The organism is Bacillus sp. 205(2023) (genome assembly GCF_037027485.1).
Lineage (GTDB): Bacteria > Bacillota > Bacilli > Bacillales > Bacillaceae > Bacillus > Bacillus halotolerans.
Genome location: NZ_JAXCHF010000007.1, coordinates 23,287 through 43,408, shown reverse-complemented (window position 1 = coordinate 43,408; position 20,122 = coordinate 23,287). Strand labels below are relative to the sequence as shown.

General features: G+C 42.2%; 21 protein-coding genes. 8 read left to right on the top strand and 13 right to left on the bottom strand.

Features of this window, described 5'->3' with window-relative positions:
* Positions 1-51: 51 nt before the first annotated feature.
* Positions 52-909 (top strand): SDR family oxidoreductase, encoded by an 858-nt coding sequence (locus WA325_RS16240; protein WP_248338376.1) that lies wholly within the window; start codon positions 52-54, stop codon positions 907-909.
* Between the two features lie 28 nt (positions 910-937).
* On the opposite strand, the gene WA325_RS16235 is transcribed toward WA325_RS16240, so the two are convergent.
* Positions 938-1,171 carry an IDEAL domain-containing protein gene (locus WA325_RS16235; RefSeq protein ID WP_248338374.1) on the bottom strand — a complete coding sequence of 78 codons (234 nt, stop codon included), beginning with the start codon at positions 1,169-1,171 and terminating at the stop codon, positions 938-940.
* Between the two features lie 292 nt (positions 1,172-1,463).
* Between WA325_RS16235 and comK the strand changes: the two genes are divergently transcribed.
* The gene (gene comK, locus WA325_RS16230; RefSeq protein ID WP_024120818.1) at positions 1,464-2,042 is read left to right on the top strand and encodes a competence transcription factor ComK; all 579 of its coding nucleotides are present in this window, start codon (positions 1,464-1,466) and stop codon (positions 2,040-2,042) included.
* A 159-nt stretch (positions 2,043-2,201) separates the two neighbouring features.
* On the opposite strand, the gene WA325_RS16225 is transcribed toward comK, so the two are convergent.
* Together WA325_RS16225 and WA325_RS16220 are read right to left on the bottom strand one after the other, a co-directional pair.
* Positions 2,202-2,621: a hypothetical protein gene (locus tag WA325_RS16225; protein ID WP_095713685.1), complete on the bottom strand. Its 420-nt coding sequence runs from the start codon at positions 2,619-2,621 to the stop codon at positions 2,202-2,204.
* Positions 2,622-2,811: 190 nt separating this feature from the next.
* On the bottom strand, positions 2,812-3,711 hold the full coding sequence (locus tag WA325_RS16220) for an SDR family oxidoreductase (RefSeq protein WP_202656869.1): 900 nt from the start codon (positions 3,709-3,711) through the stop codon (positions 2,812-2,814).
* Positions 3,712-3,922: 211 nt separating this feature from the next.
* On the opposite strand from WA325_RS16220, the gene WA325_RS16215 reads away from it, so the two are divergent.
* Complete coding sequence (locus tag WA325_RS16215) at positions 3,923-4,192, top strand: excalibur calcium-binding domain-containing protein (protein ID WP_010333640.1); 270 nt, start codon at positions 3,923-3,925, stop codon at positions 4,190-4,192.
* A gap of 62 nt (positions 4,193-4,254) precedes the next feature.
* On the opposite strand, the gene WA325_RS16210 is transcribed toward WA325_RS16215, so the two are convergent.
* The 4 genes from WA325_RS16210 to WA325_RS16195 all read right to left on the bottom strand — a co-directional run bounded on the left by WA325_RS16210 (position 4,255) and on the right by WA325_RS16195 (position 7,778).
* Positions 4,255-5,405, bottom strand: a protein-coding gene (locus WA325_RS16210) for an IS3 family transposase (RefSeq protein ID WP_336183946.1) whose coding sequence is annotated in 2 segments (ribosomal slippage) — positions 4,255-5,123 and positions 5,123-5,405 — 1,152 coding nt in all. Because the reading frame shifts where the segments join, the coding sequence is not laid out codon by codon here.
* A 118-nt stretch (positions 5,406-5,523) separates the two neighbouring features.
* A complete protein-coding gene (locus WA325_RS16205; RefSeq protein ID WP_202852679.1) occupies positions 5,524-6,993 on the bottom strand; it encodes a sodium:solute symporter family protein in 1,470 nt (489 codons plus the stop codon).
* Positions 6,990-7,190 carry a DUF3311 domain-containing protein gene (locus tag WA325_RS16200; protein WP_010333642.1) on the bottom strand — a complete coding sequence of 67 codons (201 nt, stop codon included), beginning with the start codon at positions 7,188-7,190 and terminating at the stop codon, positions 6,990-6,992. Before WA325_RS16200 ends, WA325_RS16205 begins: the two co-directional genes overlap by 4 nt.
* 225 nt (positions 7,191-7,415) lie before the next feature.
* Positions 7,416-7,778, bottom strand: a complete 363-nt coding sequence (locus WA325_RS16195) for a hypothetical protein (RefSeq protein ID WP_105953788.1) — start codon at positions 7,776-7,778, stop codon at positions 7,416-7,418.
* A 155-nt stretch (positions 7,779-7,933) separates the two neighbouring features.
* On the opposite strand from WA325_RS16195, the gene WA325_RS16190 reads away from it, so the two are divergent.
* The 4 genes from WA325_RS16190 (at position 7,934) to WA325_RS16175 (ending at position 11,360) form a co-directional block, all read left to right on the top strand.
* Entirely contained in the window at positions 7,934-8,554 is a 621-nt protein-coding gene (locus tag WA325_RS16190) for a TVP38/TMEM64 family protein (protein ID WP_105953787.1), read from the top strand.
* Position 8,555: 1 nt separating this feature from the next.
* Positions 8,556-9,056: a signal peptidase I gene (gene lepB, locus WA325_RS16185; protein WP_105953786.1), complete on the top strand. Its 501-nt coding sequence runs from the start codon at positions 8,556-8,558 to the stop codon at positions 9,054-9,056.
* Positions 9,057-9,256: 200 nt separating this feature from the next.
* Entirely contained in the window at positions 9,257-10,756 is a 1,500-nt protein-coding gene (locus tag WA325_RS16180) for a monooxygenase (protein WP_336183945.1), read from the top strand.
* 76 nt (positions 10,757-10,832) lie between these two features.
* Positions 10,833-11,360 (top strand): MarR family transcriptional regulator, encoded by a 528-nt coding sequence (locus WA325_RS16175; protein ID WP_185848114.1) that lies wholly within the window; start codon positions 10,833-10,835, stop codon positions 11,358-11,360.
* A 230-nt stretch (positions 11,361-11,590) separates the two neighbouring features.
* Here WA325_RS16175 and glcP read toward each other — a convergent pair whose 3' ends face one another.
* The 4 genes from glcP to WA325_RS16155 all read right to left on the bottom strand — a co-directional run bounded on the left by glcP (position 11,591) and on the right by WA325_RS16155 (position 16,080).
* Positions 11,591-12,796: a glucose/mannose transporter GlcP gene (gene glcP, locus WA325_RS16170; protein WP_202852677.1), complete on the bottom strand. Its 1,206-nt coding sequence runs from the start codon at positions 12,794-12,796 to the stop codon at positions 11,591-11,593.
* 71 nt (positions 12,797-12,867) lie between these two features.
* Positions 12,868-13,920: a glucose-6-phosphate 3-dehydrogenase NdtC gene (gene ntdC / locus WA325_RS16165; protein ID WP_185848113.1), complete on the bottom strand. Its 1,053-nt coding sequence runs from the start codon at positions 13,918-13,920 to the stop codon at positions 12,868-12,870.
* A gap of 14 nt (positions 13,921-13,934) precedes the next feature.
* On the bottom strand, positions 13,935-14,783 hold the full coding sequence (locus WA325_RS16160; protein WP_322009815.1) for an HAD-IIB family hydrolase: 849 nt from the start codon (positions 14,781-14,783) through the stop codon (positions 13,935-13,937).
* The gene (locus tag WA325_RS16155) at positions 14,755-16,080 is read right to left on the bottom strand and encodes a DegT/DnrJ/EryC1/StrS family aminotransferase (RefSeq protein WP_284560441.1); all 1,326 of its coding nucleotides are present in this window, start codon (positions 16,078-16,080) and stop codon (positions 14,755-14,757) included. Before WA325_RS16155 ends, WA325_RS16160 begins: the two co-directional genes overlap by 29 nt.
* A gap of 105 nt (positions 16,081-16,185) precedes the next feature.
* On the opposite strand from WA325_RS16155, the gene ntdR reads away from it, so the two are divergent.
* Positions 16,186-17,175 carry a LacI family DNA-binding transcriptional regulator gene (ntdR, locus tag WA325_RS16150; RefSeq protein ID WP_248338346.1) on the top strand — a complete coding sequence of 330 codons (990 nt, stop codon included), beginning with the start codon at positions 16,186-16,188 and terminating at the stop codon, positions 17,173-17,175.
* 403 nt (positions 17,176-17,578) lie between these two features.
* Here ntdR and WA325_RS16145 read toward each other — a convergent pair whose 3' ends face one another.
* Positions 17,579-18,733: an AbrB family transcriptional regulator gene (locus tag WA325_RS16145; RefSeq protein ID WP_248338344.1), complete on the bottom strand. Its 1,155-nt coding sequence runs from the start codon at positions 18,731-18,733 to the stop codon at positions 17,579-17,581.
* A gap of 107 nt (positions 18,734-18,840) precedes the next feature.
* Positions 18,841-20,043, bottom strand: coding sequence for an MDR family MFS transporter (locus tag WA325_RS16140; protein WP_336183944.1), 1,203 nt, complete (start codon positions 20,041-20,043; stop codon positions 18,841-18,843).
* Between the last annotated feature and the right edge of the window lie 79 nt (positions 20,044-20,122).

The following is a 20,122-nucleotide window of genomic DNA, read 5'->3' as shown; positions in this document are numbered from 1 at the left end:
AGGAAGCAGGCTTTGTTCATACCATAATAGGGTTGAAAAGGAGTGATTGCATTGGCGAATGAGAAAAAGAAAACATTGCCGCCGCAGCATCAGGACCAGCAGCCGGGATTCGAATATCTGATGGATCCCCGTCCGGTATTTGATAAGCCGATGAAGGCAAAAAAACTAGCGGGCAAAACGGCCATTATTACAGGCGGAGACAGCGGGATCGGACGCGCTGTATCGGTGTTATTCGCAAAAGAAGGGGCGAATGTGGTCATTGTGTATTTTAATGAACATCAGGACGCCGAAGAAACAAAGGAGTATGTGGAGAAAGAAGGGGTGAAGTGCCTGCTGATTGCAGGAGATGTCGGAGATGAAGCTTTTTGTAATGAAGTGGTAAGACAGGCCAGCCAGGCTTTTCCAACCATAGATATTTTGGTTAATAATGCCGCTGAGCAGCATGTGCAGCCGAGCATTAAAAAAATCACTAGCCACCAGCTGATCAGAACCTTCCAGACGAACATTTTCTCTATGTTTTATTTAACGAAGGCTGTGCTGCCTCATTTGAAAAAAGGAAGCAGTATTATCAATACAGCATCGATCACCGCGTACAAAGGCAATAAAACACTGATCGATTACTCAGCGACGAAAGGAGCCATTGTCTCTTTTACGAGATCTCTTTCCCAATCGCTTGTCCAGCAAGGCATTCGTGTCAATGCGGTTGCGCCGGGGCCAATCTGGACACCGCTCATTCCGGCCAGCTTTGCTGCAAAAGATGTGGAAGTGTTTGGTTCGGATGTGCCGATGGAACGGCCGGGCCAACCGGTGGAAGTGGCACCGAGCTATTTATATCTTGCCAGCGATGATTCTACTTACGTCACCGGTCAGACCATTCATGTCAACGGGGGAACGATTGTAAATGGGTAATTAAAAAAGCCAATCCTTAAGGATTGGCTTATTCGCTCTGTTTGAGCGCTGCATATTCTTTAGAGAGCGTAAGAAACGCATCTTTATCTTTTTCGTCCAAGGCTTTGTTGATTTCGTCAGTCAGCATGGTCAACCGACGCTTAAACAAGGATTCATCGAGCACCATTTGAATGTAAATATCCATCATTGTTACATCAAATTCTTTTGTTTTTTGCGTGTTGCGGGACTTCATGAGCTCAGTGTACGACTTTTTCTCTTTCATAAAGAATCCCCCCAATGCCTTTTTTATAGTATATGGATAACGGTCGAAAAAATCAATAAATTTTTATAATCTTTAGACAACTAATACTTGGCAATCTACCGACATATCCTGCGAAATGCTGTGATCTGAAATCATGCAGTAAAGTAAAATCGGGTTATTACTAGTAAAATAGAACTAAAAAATATAAATAAAAGATGATTTTAGTTCATTTGTTAAAAAATCCTGTCGTTTTATAAACACAGATGATAGATTATTAGTATAAATTTTGCAGAAAAAGGATGGAGGCCATAACATGAGTCAGAAAACTGACGCACCATTAGAATCGTATGAAGTAAACAGCGCAACAATTGCCGTTTTGCCAGAAGAAATCGACGGCAAAATCTGTTCAAAAATCATTGAAAAAGACTGTATGTTTTACGTCAGCATGAAGCCGCTGCAAATTGTCGACCGAAGCTGCCGATTTTTCGGATCAAGCTACGCGGGAAGAAAAGCGGGAACTTATGAAGTGACAAAAATTTCTCACAAACCGCCAATCATGGTGGACCCTTCGAACCAAATCTTTTTATTCCCTACACTTTCTTCGACTAGACCCCAATGCGGCTGGATTTCCCATGTGCATGTAAAAGAATTCAAACCGACTGAATTCGACGATACGGAAGTGACGTTTTCAAACGGAAAAACGATGGAACTGCCGGTCTCCTGCAATTCGTTCGAGAATCAGGTATACCGGACAGCCTGGCTCAGAACCAAATTTCAGGACAGAATCGAACACCGTGTCCCGAAACGGCAGGAATTTATGCTGTATCCGAAGGAAGAGCGGACGAAGATGATTTATGATTTTATTTTGCGTGAGCTTGGGGAGCGGTATTAGAAGGATAAAAGTGGATTTGAGAGTGCTTTGCAATGTTGATGCAACATAAACTTTTTAAGGGAAATTTAGCTAAGGCATTCCAGAAATAAAAAAGTGTTGGTGAAATAAAAGAGCTCAATACGTTAAAATGTATTGAGCTCTTTATTAAATGATCAATTGTTAAAGGGAAATTGAGTCACTTCCGCAGGTGTACCAAGTTCCATTTGCTGCTTGCGCCCATCCATAAATTCTTGTTCCAGTACCCAATTTTCTTTTTACTTCATCAAGGGATAAAGTGATAGACGTTGTATCTCCGGCTCTTTTAGTTGCTAAGATATTGCTTTTCGTGCTGTCAGGTTGGCCGCCATCAGTTGTCCAAGCTACCATATTATAGTATTTGGATGTGAATGGGTTTGATAGTCCGTTGATTGATAAGGTAACCTGATTGTTGCTAGCCGTTACGGTTGTATAAGCAGCACTCATCGGTTTAATTGAGGATGCTTTTTGTGCTGGTGTGTGGTTTTCAGCTGCAAAAACATTTGTGCCTCCTGTCACTAGTAGTCCGACAGCTAATGCTCCTGAAAGGATTTTTTTATTCATTGTTATTCCTCCTTTTTTTAATACATAGTTAAATTACTTCAATTAATTGGAAAATCCTTTTTGTTAGCAAGAAGTTAACAAAATTTACAAGTTTCCAAACGTGATTAATATGTAACCTCAAATTGTAGAGTCTGGATATCGATATTAAAAAGGAGCACTCCAGTAAAATAAGGAGAGCCCCTTCTAACGATCAGGCCGTCGGAATTCCGCCGGTGATGCCGTATATTTGAGATGTCACATAGCTTGAATTCTCTGAAGCTAAGAATACATAAACATCTGCCAGTTCCGCCGGCTGTCCCGCGCGGTTTAATGGTGACGGCGGCGTCCCTTTGCCGAATTTCGGAATGTTTTCAGTTGGCTGTCCGCCGGAAATTTGCAGCGGAGTCCAGATTGGTCCTGGCGCAACAGAGTTCACTCTGATGCCTTTGGGCGCCAGCTGTTTTCCGAGCGCAACGGTAAAGCCGATAATGGCGTTTTTCGTCGCCGCGTAATCTAACAGCATCGGGCTTGGATTGTAGCCTTCAACTGAAGTTGTGGTAATAATAGACGCGCCCTCCGGCAAATACGGAAGTGCCGCTTTAACAACCCAATATAGCGAGAAGACGTTCACTTCAAACGTCTTATAGATTTGTTCAGTAGGAAGGTCTTCGATGTTTTGCACTGCTTGCTGTTTACCGGCAACGAGCGCTAACACATCCAGCCCGCCGAGTTCGTTATGCGCTTGTTTGACTAAATCGTGACAAAACGATTCGTCACTCAGATCACCTGGAATCAGGACTGCCTTGCGTCCTTCTGCTTCAATCAGTTCTTTTACTTCTTCTGCATCAGGCTGTTCCGCGGGCAAATAGTTGATTGCCACATCGGCGCCTTCCCGCGCATATGCGATGGCGGCAGCGCGGCCAATACCGGAATCACCGCCGGTGACAAGAGCTTTTCGGCCATTTAGTTTGCCAGCTCCTTTATAGCTTTTTTCTCCGCAGTCCGGAACCGGCTTCATTTTTTGCTGCAGACCGGGCGGTTCTTGGTATTGTTCAGGAAATTCATCGTGAAAAAATGCTGTTAAAGGATTGTTTCGTTTTGTATCAGACATCATCAACGCTCCTTTTTGTGTGGTGTACATTCGTATGTGTACCCTTGAGCAAAGTGAGAAAAACATGTTTTGGCAGTTTGCATCTCTGCAAGACAAAGAAAGCAAAAAAACTGCCGCTCCTTCCATATTTATCTTGTAAAATATGACGAATTGAATTATGATAAAATCGCTATAAAACAACTAAATATTGGGTATGGGGGAGTATATTGTCATGAAAAAAGCCGCGGCGCTTTTGCTGTCACTCGGTCTCGTTTTCGGTTTTTCATACGGAGCTGACCATGTGGCGGAAGCCAAAACGAAGGTAAAGACGTATAAGAACTGCAAGGAATTAAACAAAGTGTACAAAGGCGGGGTAGCCCGTACGTCCAAGGTGAAAAATAAAGGCGGAAAAACGAAGTACAAGCCTTACGTATCTAAGGCGCTTTATGACGCCAATAAAAAGAGCGACCGTGATAAAGATTTTATCGCCTGCGAACGCTAAAGAAAAAAGCAATCTGTTGTCGGGACTGACCCCCGTTTTTGAGACAGGGATCAAAACACCTTTTATACAGCCAATTGCCGATAGCTTATCGGTGATTGGCTGTTTAGTTTCGTTTGAATACGAATGTTGTTATAATAATAAATGTATTCTTTGACAGTGCGTTCTACGATGGCGGTCGTGGTTCGATCAATACTGTTAAGATAGAACGTTTCAGACTTTAGTGAGGAATGAAACGATTCGATGGAGGCATTATCAGCGGGCGTCCCTTTGCGGGACATGCTCATGGTAATGCCTTTTGTTTTAACAGCTTTCTGATACTCATAAGATGTATACACAGATCCTTGGTCACTATGTAACACGCAGTTCTGAGGCAGTGTTGGCAGCTGATCAAGTGTGTTTAAGACAAAGTCTGTGTCCTGCTTATCTCCAATCGTGAAAGCAATTACTTCTCCATTGTATACATCCAATATACTGGAAAGGTACAATTGTTTCTGTCCATAAGGCAAATACGTGATATCCGTTACTAGTTTTTCAAGAGGATGATCGGACTGAAAGTTCCGATCTAATATATTATCAACCACGGCATATGGCTGCCCATTCTTCTTGCGCTTTTTCACCTTAACCCGGCACTGCCACTGATTTTTCTGCATGATACGCTGAACCGTTTTATGGTTAATACGCATTTCCTTTTTTAATATAGCTGTAATTTTTCGATATCCATATCGATACTTGTGCTCTCGGCACAACGTGCCGATTTGTTTTTCCAAATGGCACTTGGGATGATCTTTCATCAGGTTCTTCTTCCAACGATAATAAGACGCTCGTGAGATACCTAAATGAACACAGATATTCTGTACGGTCATTGTGCCGTGCAATACTTCTACAAGTTCAACTGACGTTTGGCTATCAACTTCCTTTCCAATTCGTTGTCCTTTTTTAGAACTTCATTCTGTTGTCTCAGATAACGGTTCTCTGCCTGCAGTTTCTCTAATTCGGAAGAATACTCCGGACCTTTTCCGTAAGTGTATTGCTTACCAACAGGCTGTTCGAATCGATGTGTATCCCCAGCCTTATGCCATCTAACCCATGTCTGAACCTGCGTCTTATTCTTGATATTCAATTCCTGCATGATCTCTTTCGTAGGCACGCCTGCCAATCTCATTTCTACAGCCTTCTGTTTGACTTCAATCGGATAACTCACTCTTGTTCCCATACAAAAAACACCTCCAAGTCTTATTTAAGGATAACAACTATCCGTTTTCAAACTTGAAGGTGTTTTTTATTTGTCTCATCTTATGGGGTCAGTCCCGTCCAGATTGCTTTTTTCTTGTTTAAGCGGCTTGATCAGCAGCTGCGCTTTTCGTTTTTCTTGTCACGAGACTGACCGCCATCATGACCGTAACATTCAGCAGCAAAGCGACAATGCCGACGTTTAGGTCTTTCGCCGCTTGCGGCAGCGCCGGAAATAAAGTGCTGATTGTTGTTTCCGTAACCGTAATATAAGAAACCGCTCCGACTCCCGTTATAATGCCGGCAAAGGCTCCTTGTTTGGTCACGATCTTATGCTTGAACAGGCTGAACAGCAGGGCCGGAAATAGCTGTGTGACGAGGCTGTATCCCATAAGGAGAAGCGTAACGATTGTGTTCCCGCCTTTGAAAGTAAAGTACACAGCAATCAGCGCAATCACAGGCACTAAACATTTAGCTAATAATGACACCTGCTGTTCCGTCGTGCGGGGAGCAAACACTTGATAAACATTTTTGGCAAACAAAGTGGAGGCCGACATTAAAATCATGGAACCCGGCACAAGCGCTGTCAGCAGTCCGGCTGCACCGATGATTCCGACAAACCAAGGATCAAAGGTTTGAAGAGACAGTCTCAAAAGTGATAAATCCGCGTCTGCGCCTTTCAGACCGGGAACTTGCAGGATAGCCGCAAAGCCGACGAAAAGGACAAATAGAAGGACCAGCTGGTATAAAGGCATAATAATGGCGTTTTTTCGAAAGACTTTTGGGTTTACTGCTGAATAGGAAGCGGAAAACGTATGGGGCCACATATAAAAGCCCAGCGCCGTCAGCAGCACGGTTGAACTGAACCATGCAGCACTTTGCCCTGTTTCGGGCAGGGTAATAAAACCGGGATTTGCGTTTTCAATCTGCTGAAACATGTCTTGAAATCCGCCGTAATAATGAATCGGCAGATATATGCCTAAGAATAAAACGACGGCCAAAATCATGATGTCTTTGACAACGGATATCCAGGCGGACCCGTGGATGCCGGATACCATAACGTAAACTGTGATTGAAATGACGCCGATCCAAATGGCAGCAGTAGGAGAAATTTTTCCGTAAGACGTTTCCGATACAATCAATCCAAGCCCTTTCAGCTGCAGCACGAGATAAGGAATAAGCGCGGCAATGCCGACAAGTGAGACGAGCACACCAAGCAGCGGGCTGTTGTACTTTTTGATGAAAAAATCGGACTGCGACATCAGCTTATGCTGTTTCGCATAGGACCATACCGCCGGCAGGAGCCAATAAGAAAGAATATAGGCCAGACAGCCGTAGGCGATGATGTAAAAGGCCGGCCCGCCTTTTCCGTAAGCCCAGCCGCTTCCGCCGAGAAATGTAAACGTCGTATAAATCTCTCCTGCCATCAATAGGAAAACAAAAACAGTACCGAAGCCGCGGCCTCCAACCGTCCACTGCTCAAGGTCCATGTCTTTTCCTTTTTGGGCGCGTACGCCGAGAAACATGCTGAATAGCAGGACACCGAAAATGATGATGAGAGCTGCGTTCATTCTGCTTCCTCCCTTTTATTTTCTTTGTCGAGGACATATACGATCGCCATCAGGACAGAGGTCAGCAAAGCCCACATGACGACATAGGCGAGAATGAATGGCATGCCAAACAGATAGGGTGTCACTTTGTTTGCAAAAGGGATGCCAAGCAAAAGTCCGATGAAGGGCAAAGCGGCAAGAATGTGAATCAGTTTCATAAAATCCTCCTTTGATTAAAAGTTGGGCGGTGCGTGTCATGTGCAGGCTGCAAATCATGTCGCTAATTTGGCGGCACATGTCATTTTTTGGGGAGTGAAAGGCTGTGGTACGAATTATAAATAAATTTATTTTGTTTGTATAGTGCGAATTGTCAGAAATTTATTTTTGAGGAGCTAGAAGGGGGGACGGGCGCAAGGAGGGGAATACAGAATGATTCGAAAGACTCATGGCGAGTCCGGCGCAAATAAATAGAATGTTAACAAACTGCTTACTTGCTCCCGGATTCGCGGGTTAAAATAGCGGTGTTTTTCTTCGTAGCCATCGATGACAAATAAATAAAGCGTAAAGGCTTCATCGCGCTCAGCCTCGTGGATGGCGATTTTTCTTTTCCTCAGCTCTTTTCTGACCTCAATCAGATCCTTTTGTGCTATTTTTAATGATTCGTTGATAAGTTGTATATAAGGGTGTTTCAATTTTAATGAGCTTTTCTCAATTCCGCCGAGATCGCGGTTTAAAATGGTAATGACCATAGGCAAAAAGAGAGCCCGCTCTATCAATTCATATCCTTCCGGCTGCAAATGCGCCATGGTAACTCCTTCTTTCTCAAGGGAACGTTTGTTCTTGTTATATTCTATATCGGCTGGTGAAATGTTTCAAGACAGAAAAAATCACCAAAACTTTTTAGTTTTTCGCCGAGAATGTGTAGAATAAGGATAGACAAACCCGGTGAGGAGTATAAACGTTGGAGCAATTTTTATCCTATTTGACAGAGGATCGTTTAACTGAATTATTTCAAAGCTATAGGGCTTTCGGTCCGATTATTGCTGTGCTGCTGCCTTTAGTTGAAGCATTTCTTCCGTTTTTGCCGCTTATCGTTTTTGTGGTGGCGAATACAAATTCGTTTGGATTGTGGGAAGGCTTCATCCTGTCATGGGCCGGATCAACAGCGGGGTCCATTCTCGTGTTTTTCATTGTCCGTCATTATGGACAAAGAAGGGCTCTTGGATTCATCCGCAGGCATCCGTCTGTCAGAAAGCTTATGTTATGGGTGGAAAGACACGGTTTTGGCCCGATGTTTCTTCTGCTTTGTTTTCCATTTACACCGTCTGCCGCGGTGAATGTTGTCGCCGGTTTGTCAAGGATCGGGACGCGGCCGTTTGTTTTGGCGGCAGCCTCGGGAAAGCTCGTCATGATTTTTATGATCAGCTTCATCGGATATGATCTTCACGCGCTGATCACGCAGCCGATTCGCACGGTTATTGCCGTTCTGGTGATTGCTGTCTTATGGTATGTCGGCAAAAGGGTGGAACGGCATCTGCATGTGAGAGCCAGCCAGCGTGAGCATGATGGAGGGAGACAGTAACATGAAAAAACGGTTTTGGTTTCTTGCCGGTGTCGTGTCCGTAGTTCTCGCCATTCAAGTCAAAAATGCCGTCTTTATTGATTACAAAGTAGAAGGCATCAGCATGAACCCGACTTTTCAGGAAGGGAACGAACTGTTGGTCAATAAGTTTTCACATCGATTCAAAACCATCCATCGTTTTGATATTGTTTTGTTTAAAGGCCCTGATCAAAAAGTGCTGATAAAGCGAGTCATTGGATTGCCCGGTGAATCGATCAAATATAAGGACGATCAGCTGTATGTGAACGGAAAACAGGTGGCTGAACCATTTTTGAAACCATTGAAATCTGTATCTGCCGGAAGCCATGTAACGGGAGATTTTTCACTGAAAGAAACGACAGGGAAAAAGACGTTATCGAAGGGGCAATATTTTGTAATCGGAGATAATCGCATATATAGCTTTGACAGCCGGCATTTCGGTCCGATCAGGGAAAAAGACATTGTCGGGGTCATTTCGGATTAGGAAGCTGTACACTGAGAAAAAGGCGCCATTTGAAAGGCGTCTTTTTTTTTTGTTGATTGGAAAAATATGTTGCGAGATCATTTGTCACCCGATATAATTATTTTTGTTACGTGCGTAACGAAATGAAATGTGTAATAACACTTATTTCTTTTTTCTTAGGCTTTTTGTTTAGTTGCAGATAAAACAAAAGGAGTGAGCTCATGATGGATTACGAAACAGTTATTATCGGAGGCGGACCGGTTGGATTGATGCTGGCTTCTGAGCTGGCATTGGCAGGGGTAAAAACATGCGTGCTTGAGCGGCTTGAACAGCCAGTGCCGTATTCGAAGGCGTTGACGCTGCACCCCCGCACGCTTGAGCTTTTTGAAATGAGCGGTCTGCTTGAGCGTTTTACGTCTCGTGGGAAAAAGATATCTTCAGGCCATTTTTCAATGCTCGATACCCGTCTTGATTTTTCCAGTCTGGATACGAGTTGTCCTTATACGCTTTTGCTTCCGCAGGCCAAGACTGAACAGCTGCTTGAGGAACGTGCGCGGAGCCTGGGAGCAGAGGTGTTACGAGGGGCAGAGGTACTAGCGGTAACGCAAAACGAAGAGGAGGTGCAAACCATTTTCAAGGATCGGGACGGCATTGTGCGGACGCTGAGCAGCCTGTTTGCCGTTGGCGCTGACGGAGCAGGGAGCGTCGTTCGGAAACAGGCGGGAATTGCGTTTCCTGGAACAGACAGCACTATTACTGCAACTCTTGGTGATGTGAAGCTGCTTTCTCCGCCGCCATCAGGAGTCTTGTCGCTTTGTACGAAAGAGGGGGGAGTCATGATTGTTCCGCTTTCTCCTGACCGGTACCGCGTTGTGTTGATCAGCCCTTATCGCACGCAGACGCCGAAGGATGCTCCTGTCACAGAAGAGGAGCTGAAAACAGATCTCACCCGGATTTGCGGAACTGATTTTGGCTTAAACGAGCCTACGTGGATGTCCCGATTCGGGAATGCCTTCCGTCAAGCGAAACAGTATCGGAGCGGCAGACTCTTTCTTGCGGGCGATGCAGCGCATATTCATTTTCCTGCTGGCGGCCAAGGGCTGAATGTCGGTCTTCAGGATGCTATGAACCTTGGGTGGAAGCTTGCGGCGGCTGTCGGCGGCTCTGCACCTTCATGGCTTTTGGACAGCTATCACGCAGAGCGGCATCCGGTGGCGGAAGAACTTCTTCGGAACACAGAGGCACAGACGCAGCTGATGGATTTCACGAAGGCCGGTCTCCATTTGCGAAGCATGGTGTCCGATATGCTTGCTTTTCCCGATGTGAATCGCTTTGTAGCGGGCCAAATTTCTGCAATCGATGTCGGGTATGAAGGTGACCAAAACATGCTGCCGCATCGGTTGAACGGCAAAAGACTTCCGGATGTGGAACTGCGGCTTCCTGATGGCAGTATGGAACGCCTCTATAACTGTCTGCATAATGGGTCATACGTTTTGCTGTCACTGAAACAAGGAGCAGATAATGACCATATCCCATTTAAAGGCTTACACACAGTGCGTGCTTCTCTTGCAGAACCGCGTGAAGAGTGGAGAGACGTGCATACTGTATTGGTTAGGCCTGATGGCCATGCCGCCTGGGCAGTCGATGCCGCCGGACCAGATGCGGCAGAAGTGATTCAAACAGGTATCAGGCGGTGGCTGCCGATTGCCAGCCGTGTGTAACACAAATCGATTGTTTCATCTGTAACAAAACGTTATGATATAAGAAACAATTGAATGAAAAAGGTTGGAAAATCCGATGAATACAGACCATACGAAACGCAACATTTTTGAATTATATGCGGAACTCATTCATCAGCAGGAGAAATGGGAGGGGCTCATAAAAGCCTTTTTGGCTGATGAAATGAAGAAGCTGGATCAGGAGCACGGACAAAAATCTCAATTGACGATGACAGAAATTCATGTTCTTTCCTGTGTGGGGGAGCATGAGCCGATCAATGTCACTTCGATTGCCGACAAAATGAATACGACAAAAGCGACGGTGTCACGCATCAGCACAAAATTGCTTGGCGCCGGCTTCCTTCACAGAACACAGCTCAGCGATAATAAGAAGGAGGTCTACTTCCGTTTGACGCCGGCAGGGAAGAAGCTGCACAGCTTGCATCAATACTATCATCAAAAGGTTGAGCAGCGTTTTCTCTCCTTTTTTGACCGTTATACAGAGGAAGAGATTCTTTTTGCGGAAAGGCTGTTCCGGGATCTGGCGACGAAATGGTATCCGTCCTCAGAAGAAATGGAAGAGGGTCTCCATAGCGTTTTTGAATAAAAAACCATACAAAGGATGCGTGGCTCAGCGTGTCGGCAAACTCTGGTTCGTAGTCTGGTCTGCGCGTTGGTGGTGCTTACGAATTAGAACATTTTCTTTGCTTCCATACTCATTTTTTCAGCAACAAGAGTTTTCAATAATGTTTTATTTATATTTAAAATAAAAAAGAGGACAATAAGTCCTCTTCTTACTTACGATATGTCTATTAGTATCTTTCATTTACACGTTTTTTACTGTGTTTTTGAAGCTTTGCTTTCAAGTGAAATAGGGTCTTCTGTTTTAGTCCTCCTAATCTTTACAGAAATACCTACTAGAATGACCGCCATCGTTGTAAATATTCCCATGGTTAATAAGATCGTATCCTGATTTAAGCTCCATCCAATTAAGAAAGAGATGATCGCTCCACCGAAACTTGCCGAAGCAATAAATAAACTTGTCACTTCGTCAACGTACTTCTGAATAATGATTGATGCTAGTGTTAAAGCAATGGGAAATATGCCCGCTATACTTAGACCAATCAAAAATGTGCCACCCAATTGAAGTATGGGGTTACTTATATAAGAGAAGGCGATCAACAAAACAATTAAACAACTGCAACTAAATAGGAGGTACTTAGAAAAATCAAGCCTTCTGCTTACGAAACCAATCAGTATTCTTCCTATGATGATCCCTACCCAGAAAAAGGAGACACTGATAAGACTGATTTGTTCATTGTCTTGGTTTATCATAATTGAAGGTAAAAAGTTGGCGAAATTTGTTTCAATACCAGCATATAGGAAAGCGAAAAATACAAAAAAGCCCAATTGCTTTGATTTTTTTCTATCTCCTATAAAGTATTGAAATGCTCCTGCATCTGGCAAGGCCACTTGCTGGTTAGCATTCTTAGCATACTTTCGGTTCTTGGATAAGAAAATTAACCACCCTGCTAATAGGACGAACAAAAAGGTGAATATGCAGTAATACGGTAAAAACCAGTTATTGATATTGATGAAGGAATTAATTAATAATGGGAAAGTTAAAGCGCCTAATCCAAAGAGGACTTCCAGCTTACTCATTTTTTCTGCATTACTTTCGAAATTAGCAATAACAAAGGAACCAACTGTCGTTTCTAATGTACCTGCTCCATATCCTAAGAGAAAAGCCATTACAACAATATAATACCAATCCTTAGTGAGAAAAAAGATACTTAACGCTACAAGCATTATTGTCAAAGCTAAAGTAAGTGTCCTAAAGTGACTGTATTTCTTAATCATTAACGGTGCGATTAATACTCCGCTTAGGAATCCGGTAAACTGAAAGAAAATGATGATCGAAATATCATCTGTTGTCTTGTTAAAAGACTCTAAAAGAAATGGTGTCAAACTTCCTGTTGATATATGGATAATACCCACTGTGAAAAAGAAAGCATATCCAAATAAATATGTCCCTCTTAACATTCATTACACCCCTATATGAAAAAGCAGGAAAATAAATTCCTGCTTTTTCAGTAACTTATCTCTTCGAAATACTAGTTGACTGCTAAAACAGACATTGTTTGAGAGTTGCTATCTTTCTCAAAGAACATTTCTAATACTTCCTGAGATCTAAAACCATCGTTAAAAGAAGGGATCTCAACCCAATCTTTCTGAGTTGATGAAATCCAATTGATTAACTCGCTTCTAAAAGAATCAGCCCAACCGTAAAATTCGTTTGGCGGATCGTTTAATAGACTTTGCGGCACTGGGCAGTCTGCCACGTTCAAGCCATCTATGAGCTTGTAAACGTGAGGATTGCCTGTGTGGTATTTAAACTCTTTTTTGTGTCCAACTACCTCAATGCTAAAACCGCAGTCTTCAGGTACAGAACATTTTGATGTGATGATATTTACAAATACCTTGTTCTTCAGTTGACCATAAATTTCTGCATAGTCATCTACAAGTACCTGTTTATCCTCTTTTGTTTTTACATTTGTGTTCATCTTTGCCCTTACTGATTCTGTGATGAAATCACTCTCGAACAAATACCATACCATGTCGATAAGGTGAATACCCAAATCCCCCAATGACCCGCTGGTCTTCTTACTATTAGCGTCATCTCTCCAAGTAAACTTCTTACGTCTAAGTGCACTATTTTTCTTGAAGTGTACTTTTATGGACAGGATGTTACCTAATTCATTATTGATAATTAAGCTTTTTAAGATATTTACGTAAGACAAATATCTATAATTAAATCCCATACTAGCTCTTACGTCTAACCTTTCAGCAGTATCTTTCATAATACTTGCTTCCTCAAGAGAAATAGCCATAGGCTTTTCACACAATACATGCTTTTGTTTTGCTAATGCTTGCAAAGCATGTTCTTTATGGCAAAAGTTTGGAGATGCTACAATTAAACCTTCTGAGACATCAATTAGTTCATCTACATTTTCATATGTCTTCCCGCCGAAAGTTTTAACAAAGCTTTCCGCATTTTGTTGATTTATGTCATACACCCCTACTAACTCTGCATTTTTAATTGTAGATAAAGCAGTTGCGTGCGCTCTTGCAATACCACCTGCACCTATGATACCAATCTTCTTCATACTCTATTTCCTCCTCATGATCCAATTAATTTTTTTAAGGTATTCGTAATTCCTTTTGAGTACTCACTATCGGTTATCAGTTGGTGCAGATTTTTGGCTTCTTGTGTTGCATTTTTTAGTAGATATCCATTTCCTACTGCCTGTAACATACGAACATCATTTCCGCTATCTCCAAATGCGATAGCTTTTTCAGTATTTAGGTTGTATTTCTCTAACATAAACTTTACAATTTCATTCTTTCCTGTTCCCATGGGTATAAAATCTACATCATAGCTGTCTTCTGGATCACCAGCTAAGGGATTGCAACGATTTATATTAACTGAAACTCCGTATTCCTCGCAGACCTTTTCAATTGCTAATAAATTTTTCTTGTCGCTTATTTCATCTTGTTCCTGGTAATAAAAATTATGCTTATACCGTGACTTTCCTAATTGAGTTTGGGGATTTAAAAGAATGTTATGATTTTCATGTAACTGTTTCACAAGTATTTCAATCTTTTCTTTACTAAACTCTTCATTTATACGACTGTTCCACTCATTATCTTGCTGTCCGAAATTATGCTCTGAAAAGTACGTAATTTCAGTTCCAAGATCACTAGCTATAAAATGCGGGAAATATCTAAATTTTCCTCGTCCCATTTTATCGAGAATAGATTCTATACTACTCCCGGTAACCCATCCGATAAGTAGTTCCCCAGCTTTACTTTTTTGTTCTAGATAGTCTTCGAGTTCATATATCTCTTGTTGTTTTTGTTCATCGATTGTATGCGGAAAATAAGTTTCATCAAAATCACAAAAAACAATATACTTAGGATGGTCAACCTTGGATAACGTTTTAAACTCTGACTTCTTGCTTAATAACATGAAACAGACCCTCCACTACTCTGTCTTGTTCTTCTAAAGTAAATGACGGATATAATGGCAAATGCAGTACCTGACTATGAGCCTTTTCCGTATGAACCAATTGGAGTTTTGTATACTTGTCCTGTACTAAAGGAGTTTTTTGCATATGAGACAGGATTGGATAATATACATCTGTTTGAACACCAAAATCTTCATTTAATTTCGTCATGATATTTGTCCTATCTTCTGTTCTTACCTTAATAGGAAACAGATGCCACACATGATCTTCACTTAATTCCGGTAATTCAATAAGACCTTTATTCTGTAATTCTGCTAATTGAGTAATGTATCTATCCGCCAAAAACAGTCTTTTGAAGTTGTTTAATGAAAGATACTTCATTCTCTCTAAACCAATAGCTGCCTGTAAATTGTCCATTTTTGAGTTAAGTCCAAAATCGATGACTTTCTTATTTTTCACATTTACTTCAAAACCATGATAACTAAATTGAATGCATTTTTTAGCGAGTTCTTCATTATCAGTTGCTATTGCTCCAGCCTTACCACATACACCAAAATTTTTATATGGATTAAAACTTAATGTAGTTATGTCCGCATCCTTTCCTAAGTCTGTCAGTCCAATTCCTTGGCAAGCATCCTCAATTACTTTCAATTGATAACGATTTGCGATTTGACGGATATGCTTCATGTCTGAATGTTTTCCGTATAAATGCACAGGCAGAATAAATTTTGTATAAGGTGTTATTGCTTCCTCGATTTTGTTAGGATCGATGCAGAATGTTTGCGGGTTAATATCTACATAGACAGGAACGCCTCCCAAAGCTAACACAGCATTTTCAGTAGCTGCAAAGCTATTAGCTGGCATGATCACTTCATCCCCACGATTTAACCCTAAAGCCAATAATCCTATCATAATAGCATCCGTTCCACTGCTGGTTGCAATTACATACCTTTTATGTAAATATGTAGATAAAACATCTTCGAATTGCTCTAAATAGGAACCACTCGTAAATTTTCCAGTTGGCAAAACTGCAGTTAATGTATTTAAGATATCATCCACTTCATCATTGGTTATTAATCTGTCTACAGGCATAAAAGGGACTTTACTGATTTCACGATTTTTTTGGTAGTTGAAAAGGTCGTTTTCAATATCTGTATTTTCTTTTAATACTTGTTTCCACCGTTCGTTTGCAATACTGTCTTCAATAACAAGTTCTTTTCCTTGCATGTCACCTTTTAAGTGTTTTAGCAATAACATGTTTTCTTTACTTTTACCTGAAACTCTAACCTGTTTTTGCATGAACAGTACCTCCAATGATTTTTATAATCTGGAAAATTTGATACAAATTTATCCTAATTTCTGAAACCGATAACATGTCAATAACTTTTTTGAGGAAGGGAAAATATGCCTACAATTGATGAAATAGCAAAATTGTGCAATGTGTCTAAAACCACAGTATCAAGAGTATTGAATAATCATCCTTATGTATCAAAAGAAAAAAGAGATATGATCTTAGAGGCTATTAACGATCTTGACTACACTCCCAATTATTTAGCTCGGAATTTTAGGAGAAATAAGACACAAACGATAGCTTTATCGGTTCCGAGTATCGATCATCCATTTTTTGCTCAATTAATTAAAGGGGTCTCTCATGAAGCACTGTTTAAAAATTACAAGGTCATTGTATTTCAAACCTTTTATGACAAACAGACAGAGCTAGAGCTATTAGAGTTATTGAAACACAAAGAAGTTGACGGCATTATTCTTGGAACTTTAGAAAATGAATGGGATAAGATATCCCCTTTCTTAAAGTATGGTCCTATCTTATTGTGTAATGAATATCATCACTCAGCGGACATAACGATCATTGGGTATGATGAATTTGAAGCCGCATACATGGGGGTAGCACATTTAATTGAAAGAGGACATAAAAAAATTGGATTTTGTTTTGATACTCCATATAGCGAAGCTCAATGTCAGAGGAAAGAGGGTTACTTGAAAGCTTTACAAGATTACAATTTACATCATAAAAACGAATGGATATTCGGCGAATTGTTTAATATCGAGGATGGCTTTCGTGTTTTTCATAAGATAAAGGAACTAAAGGACAGACCCTCAGCAATATTTACAGGAAATGATCAAGTCGCCGCAGGGATTATTAAACAGGCGATAAAAAATGGCTTTAAAGTTCCAGAAGACTTAGCTGTAATTGGTTTTGACAATCAATCGATTTGCCAAGTAGTTACTCCGACCATAACAACAATTGATATTCCCATAATAGAATTAGGTCAACAGGCTGTGTTGAAAATAATCGAGTGTATTTCGGGTAACACTTCTTTAAACAGAAAAATTATTAAACTGCCAACAAATCTTATTATAAGAGAATCAACGTAACTAGAGATTTTCACTTCTTTATCTTTGTATAGAAAAAGAGGTTATTCATATGTAACCTCTTTTTCAATCAGGAATCCTGTTTTTGGGAATTCTTATGGATGCTCTTATACCAAAAGTCGCTCTATTTAAAGATTCTTCATTACTCATTGCTCTATACGCTGTATCCATTTTTACTTATTATTCATTTGTGTCAGCAATTTCAATCAAAGCATTCACAACAACGAAATATCTGGATTGATGCTTTTTACACTTACATTTCCCCATCTTAATGGTTAGCGATTTAAAAGTTCTTGAATCCTTTTATTTCATTTACCTTCTCCATTTGAAGTCTTCCATACTCTACAGAATAGAGTCACCCCAAACCTTTTCTTCCTAAAGACGACCATATGAAGATTTTTTCCAACTAGGCATTGCTGCCGCTTATCGAACTCTCTTTGCCTTTTTTTTCACCGTGAAGATGGTGAAGCAGACGATAAAACGGCGGCAAGAGGGCGATGACAAGGATGACGCGTATGACCTGAACCGCAACGACAAAGGTGGAATCGGCATGCAATGTAACAGACGTCGTCGCCATTTCTGCAATGCCGCCGGGTGCAAATGCCAAAACAGAGGTGATCAGCGAAATCCCTGTCAGTTTGGAAACGATCACCGCGCTTAAAAGCATAGCGGCAATTAAGCCGACTGATGAAATGAAACCGACGATCATGATACGTGTAACGCCGGCAAACATGCTTTTGTACATCTTAGAACCGATTGTAGCCCCCAGAAATATCTGCGAAAGATGGTTGGCCTGTGACGGCCACCATGTAAGCATGTCATGGCCTGTTATTGAAGCGCCGCCTATGTGCACGGCCGCTACACCGAGCATACTGCCGAGCAGCCACGGAGCGGGAAATTTTAAATATTTTGCCGCTTTACAAGCTCCCCAGGCAACGAAAATGAGAACGCCGGTCCACAGTACGGGAGCGAGCCCGATTTCTGTCGTGGCAGCGGATACCGTTTGTGTTGCGGCATTTGCAGGGCCATCTTGTTTAGCGTAAATCAGGATAACCAAAAACGGAATAGACAGGACCACGAGCAGCACCCGCATCATTTGAACGAGACTGACAATAGCGGTATTGGCACCGACCTCCTGAGCAATACTCGGCATGGCGGACAGTCCGCCGGGAGCCGTGCCGACAAAGCTGGTCATCATATCCGTTTTGCTGAAACGCCAAAGCACATAGCCTGACAGCATGGCAAGAAGTATCGATAAAATCAGCATGATGCCGACCGAAAACCAATGATCTTTGAGGACAGACAGAACGGATAGGTTCAGCTTTTGGCCCAATTCAATGCCGAGGATCATCTGCCCGAGAGCGAGCCACCGGCGGTTAATTCCTTTTTGGTCTGGCGCCATCATCAGCCAAGCCGGCCGTATCATAGCAAGACAGCAGGCGACAATCAGCGTTCCGATCATCCACCCGATCGATATTCCGGTTAACGAAAGAATAAACCCCCCGGCTGCACTGATTGCGATAAACCATAGATCTGTGAGGAGATTTTTGTCTTTCTTCAATATAAAACCCTTCTTCCTATTAACTTACAGCTCCAATTGTTCATGTAGTGAATGTATGATTACTATAGTATATTTTTGTTGATAATGAAATTATGAATTTTTTTCTGTCAGCCATTGATTTTTCTTATGACCTTATATTCAATCCTCTCCGTGATATGAGACTGCAAGAAACCGGCGGTGAGAAGACACACGGAAAGAGTGGAAAACATGATTTCTCCGCCAAACGAAGTCAGGATCAGTCCGCCGGCCAGCGGTCCGATTGACCGTGAAATATCCCAATGCAAGCCGTATATCGCATAGAAACGGCCGAGCATATGGGGCGGCGCCAGCCGGGAAATAAAGGTGTGGATATGACTGAGTCCGATGCTTTCTCCAACCGACATCACGGCCGCAGTCAGCATAAGCAGCGTCAAAGATGTTGAGAATGCAAAGCCGGCGGCCGCAAGTGAGTAGCTGATATAGGTGATGAGAAGAATCGTTTTCATCGGAAACTTTTCTGTCCATTTTACTAAAGGGACTTGAAGAACAAAGCTTAATAAAGCTTTTGCCGCCGAGTAGATTGCCAGCATGGACAGGTAATCAGGAAACATACTTTTGCTGAACAGCCTGTATGTCGTTTCTGTTTGCGCGTATAACATGCTGATTGGGAGAGAAAGCAGCAAAAGGATCAAAACAGGCCGATATCTTGTGAAACTCGCGGATAATGCTGCGGGATGATCTGCTTTTAGCGGCTTTGTTTCTGGTAATTTAAAGGCGGCGATAAGAAAATAAATGAACAGCGCCGCGGCATCTAGTGCAAATATCCAAACGGGATCATGAGCGTACAGCAGCAGCCCAAGCAGCGGACCTGCCGTCAAGCCTGCTGAGTAGATGGCATTGATGACGGCAAAAACTTCCGAACGTCTGCTTTCCGGCGTGCTTTCGGCAATCTGTGCGCGTGATGCAGGAATGTACAGGGATCTTCCGATGCCGTTGAGGATATAAAGGAAAGCGAAAAAATATGCATCGTGAGCAAAAACAAAACCCGCCATTGCCGCTGTTTGCAGAAGCAGGGCAGTAAGGATCGCTGTTCGCCGTCCGAGCTGATCTGTCACCCGTCCCGCTATGAGTGTCAGGCAAATATCAGCGAAGGGCTGAAGACTGATGATAAGCATGGGAAGCATCACGCTTCCGTTTAATTGCTCATGCAGATACAGCACCATAAACGGCCCCATCATGGCCCCTGTCAGGCTTGTCAGCATTTCGCCGAAAAATCGGAGCCAAACGGGTGCTGTGTAGCGGGATTTAATTGATTGGAAGAGGATAAACATGTGATTTCCGCCTTTCGCTGTTTGATATAGTAGTAGTGTATAGAAGGGGCGGCTGGCCAAAAAGAGAAGAAAATAAGAG

Bases quoted from the DNA above. Each gene is read 5' to 3' on its own strand.
- lepB (WP_105953786.1), top strand. From the start codon at position 8,556: ATGAAAAAACGGTTTTGGTTTCTTGCCGGTGTCGTGTCCGTAGTTCTC.
- comK (WP_024120818.1), top strand. From the start codon at position 1,464: ATGAGTCAGAAAACTGACGCACCATTAGAATCGTATGAAGTAAACAGC.
- WA325_RS16155 (WP_284560441.1), bottom strand. From the start codon at position 16,080: ATGCAAAAACAGGTTAGAGTTTCAGGTAAAAGTAAAGAAAACATGTTA.
- WA325_RS16235 (WP_248338374.1), bottom strand. From the start codon at position 1,171: ATGAAAGAGAAAAAGTCGTACACTGAGCTCATGAAGTCCCGCAACACG.
- WA325_RS16195 (WP_105953788.1), bottom strand. From the start codon at position 7,778: ATGGCGCATTTGCAGCCGGAAGGATATGAATTGATAGAGCGGGCTCTC.
- WA325_RS16180 (WP_336183945.1), top strand. From the start codon at position 9,257: ATGATGGATTACGAAACAGTTATTATCGGAGGCGGACCGGTTGGATTG.
- ntdC (WP_185848113.1), bottom strand. From the start codon at position 13,920: ATGAAGAAGATTGGTATCATAGGTGCAGGTGGTATTGCAAGAGCGCAC.
- WA325_RS16225 (WP_095713685.1), bottom strand. From the start codon at position 2,621: ATGAATAAAAAAATCCTTTCAGGAGCATTAGCTGTCGGACTACTAGTG.
- WA325_RS16140 (WP_336183944.1), bottom strand. From the start codon at position 20,043: ATGTTTATCCTCTTCCAATCAATTAAATCCCGCTACACAGCACCCGTT.
- glcP (WP_202852677.1), bottom strand. From the start codon at position 12,796: ATGTTAAGAGGGACATATTTATTTGGATATGCTTTCTTTTTCACAGTG.
- ntdR (WP_248338346.1), top strand. From the start codon at position 16,186: ATGCCTACAATTGATGAAATAGCAAAATTGTGCAATGTGTCTAAAACC.
- WA325_RS16205 (WP_202852679.1), bottom strand. From the start codon at position 6,993: ATGAACGCAGCTCTCATCATCATTTTCGGTGTCCTGCTATTCAGCATG.
- WA325_RS16215 (WP_010333640.1), top strand. From the start codon at position 3,923: ATGAAAAAAGCCGCGGCGCTTTTGCTGTCACTCGGTCTCGTTTTCGGT.
- WA325_RS16175 (WP_185848114.1), top strand. From the start codon at position 10,833: ATGAATACAGACCATACGAAACGCAACATTTTTGAATTATATGCGGAA.
- WA325_RS16160 (WP_322009815.1), bottom strand. From the start codon at position 14,783: ATGTTATTAAGCAAGAAGTCAGAGTTTAAAACGTTATCCAAGGTTGAC.
- WA325_RS16220 (WP_202656869.1), bottom strand. From the start codon at position 3,711: ATGTCTGATACAAAACGAAACAATCCTTTAACAGCATTTTTTCACGAT.
- WA325_RS16200 (WP_010333642.1), bottom strand. From the start codon at position 7,190: ATGAAACTGATTCACATTCTTGCCGCTTTGCCCTTCATCGGACTTTTG.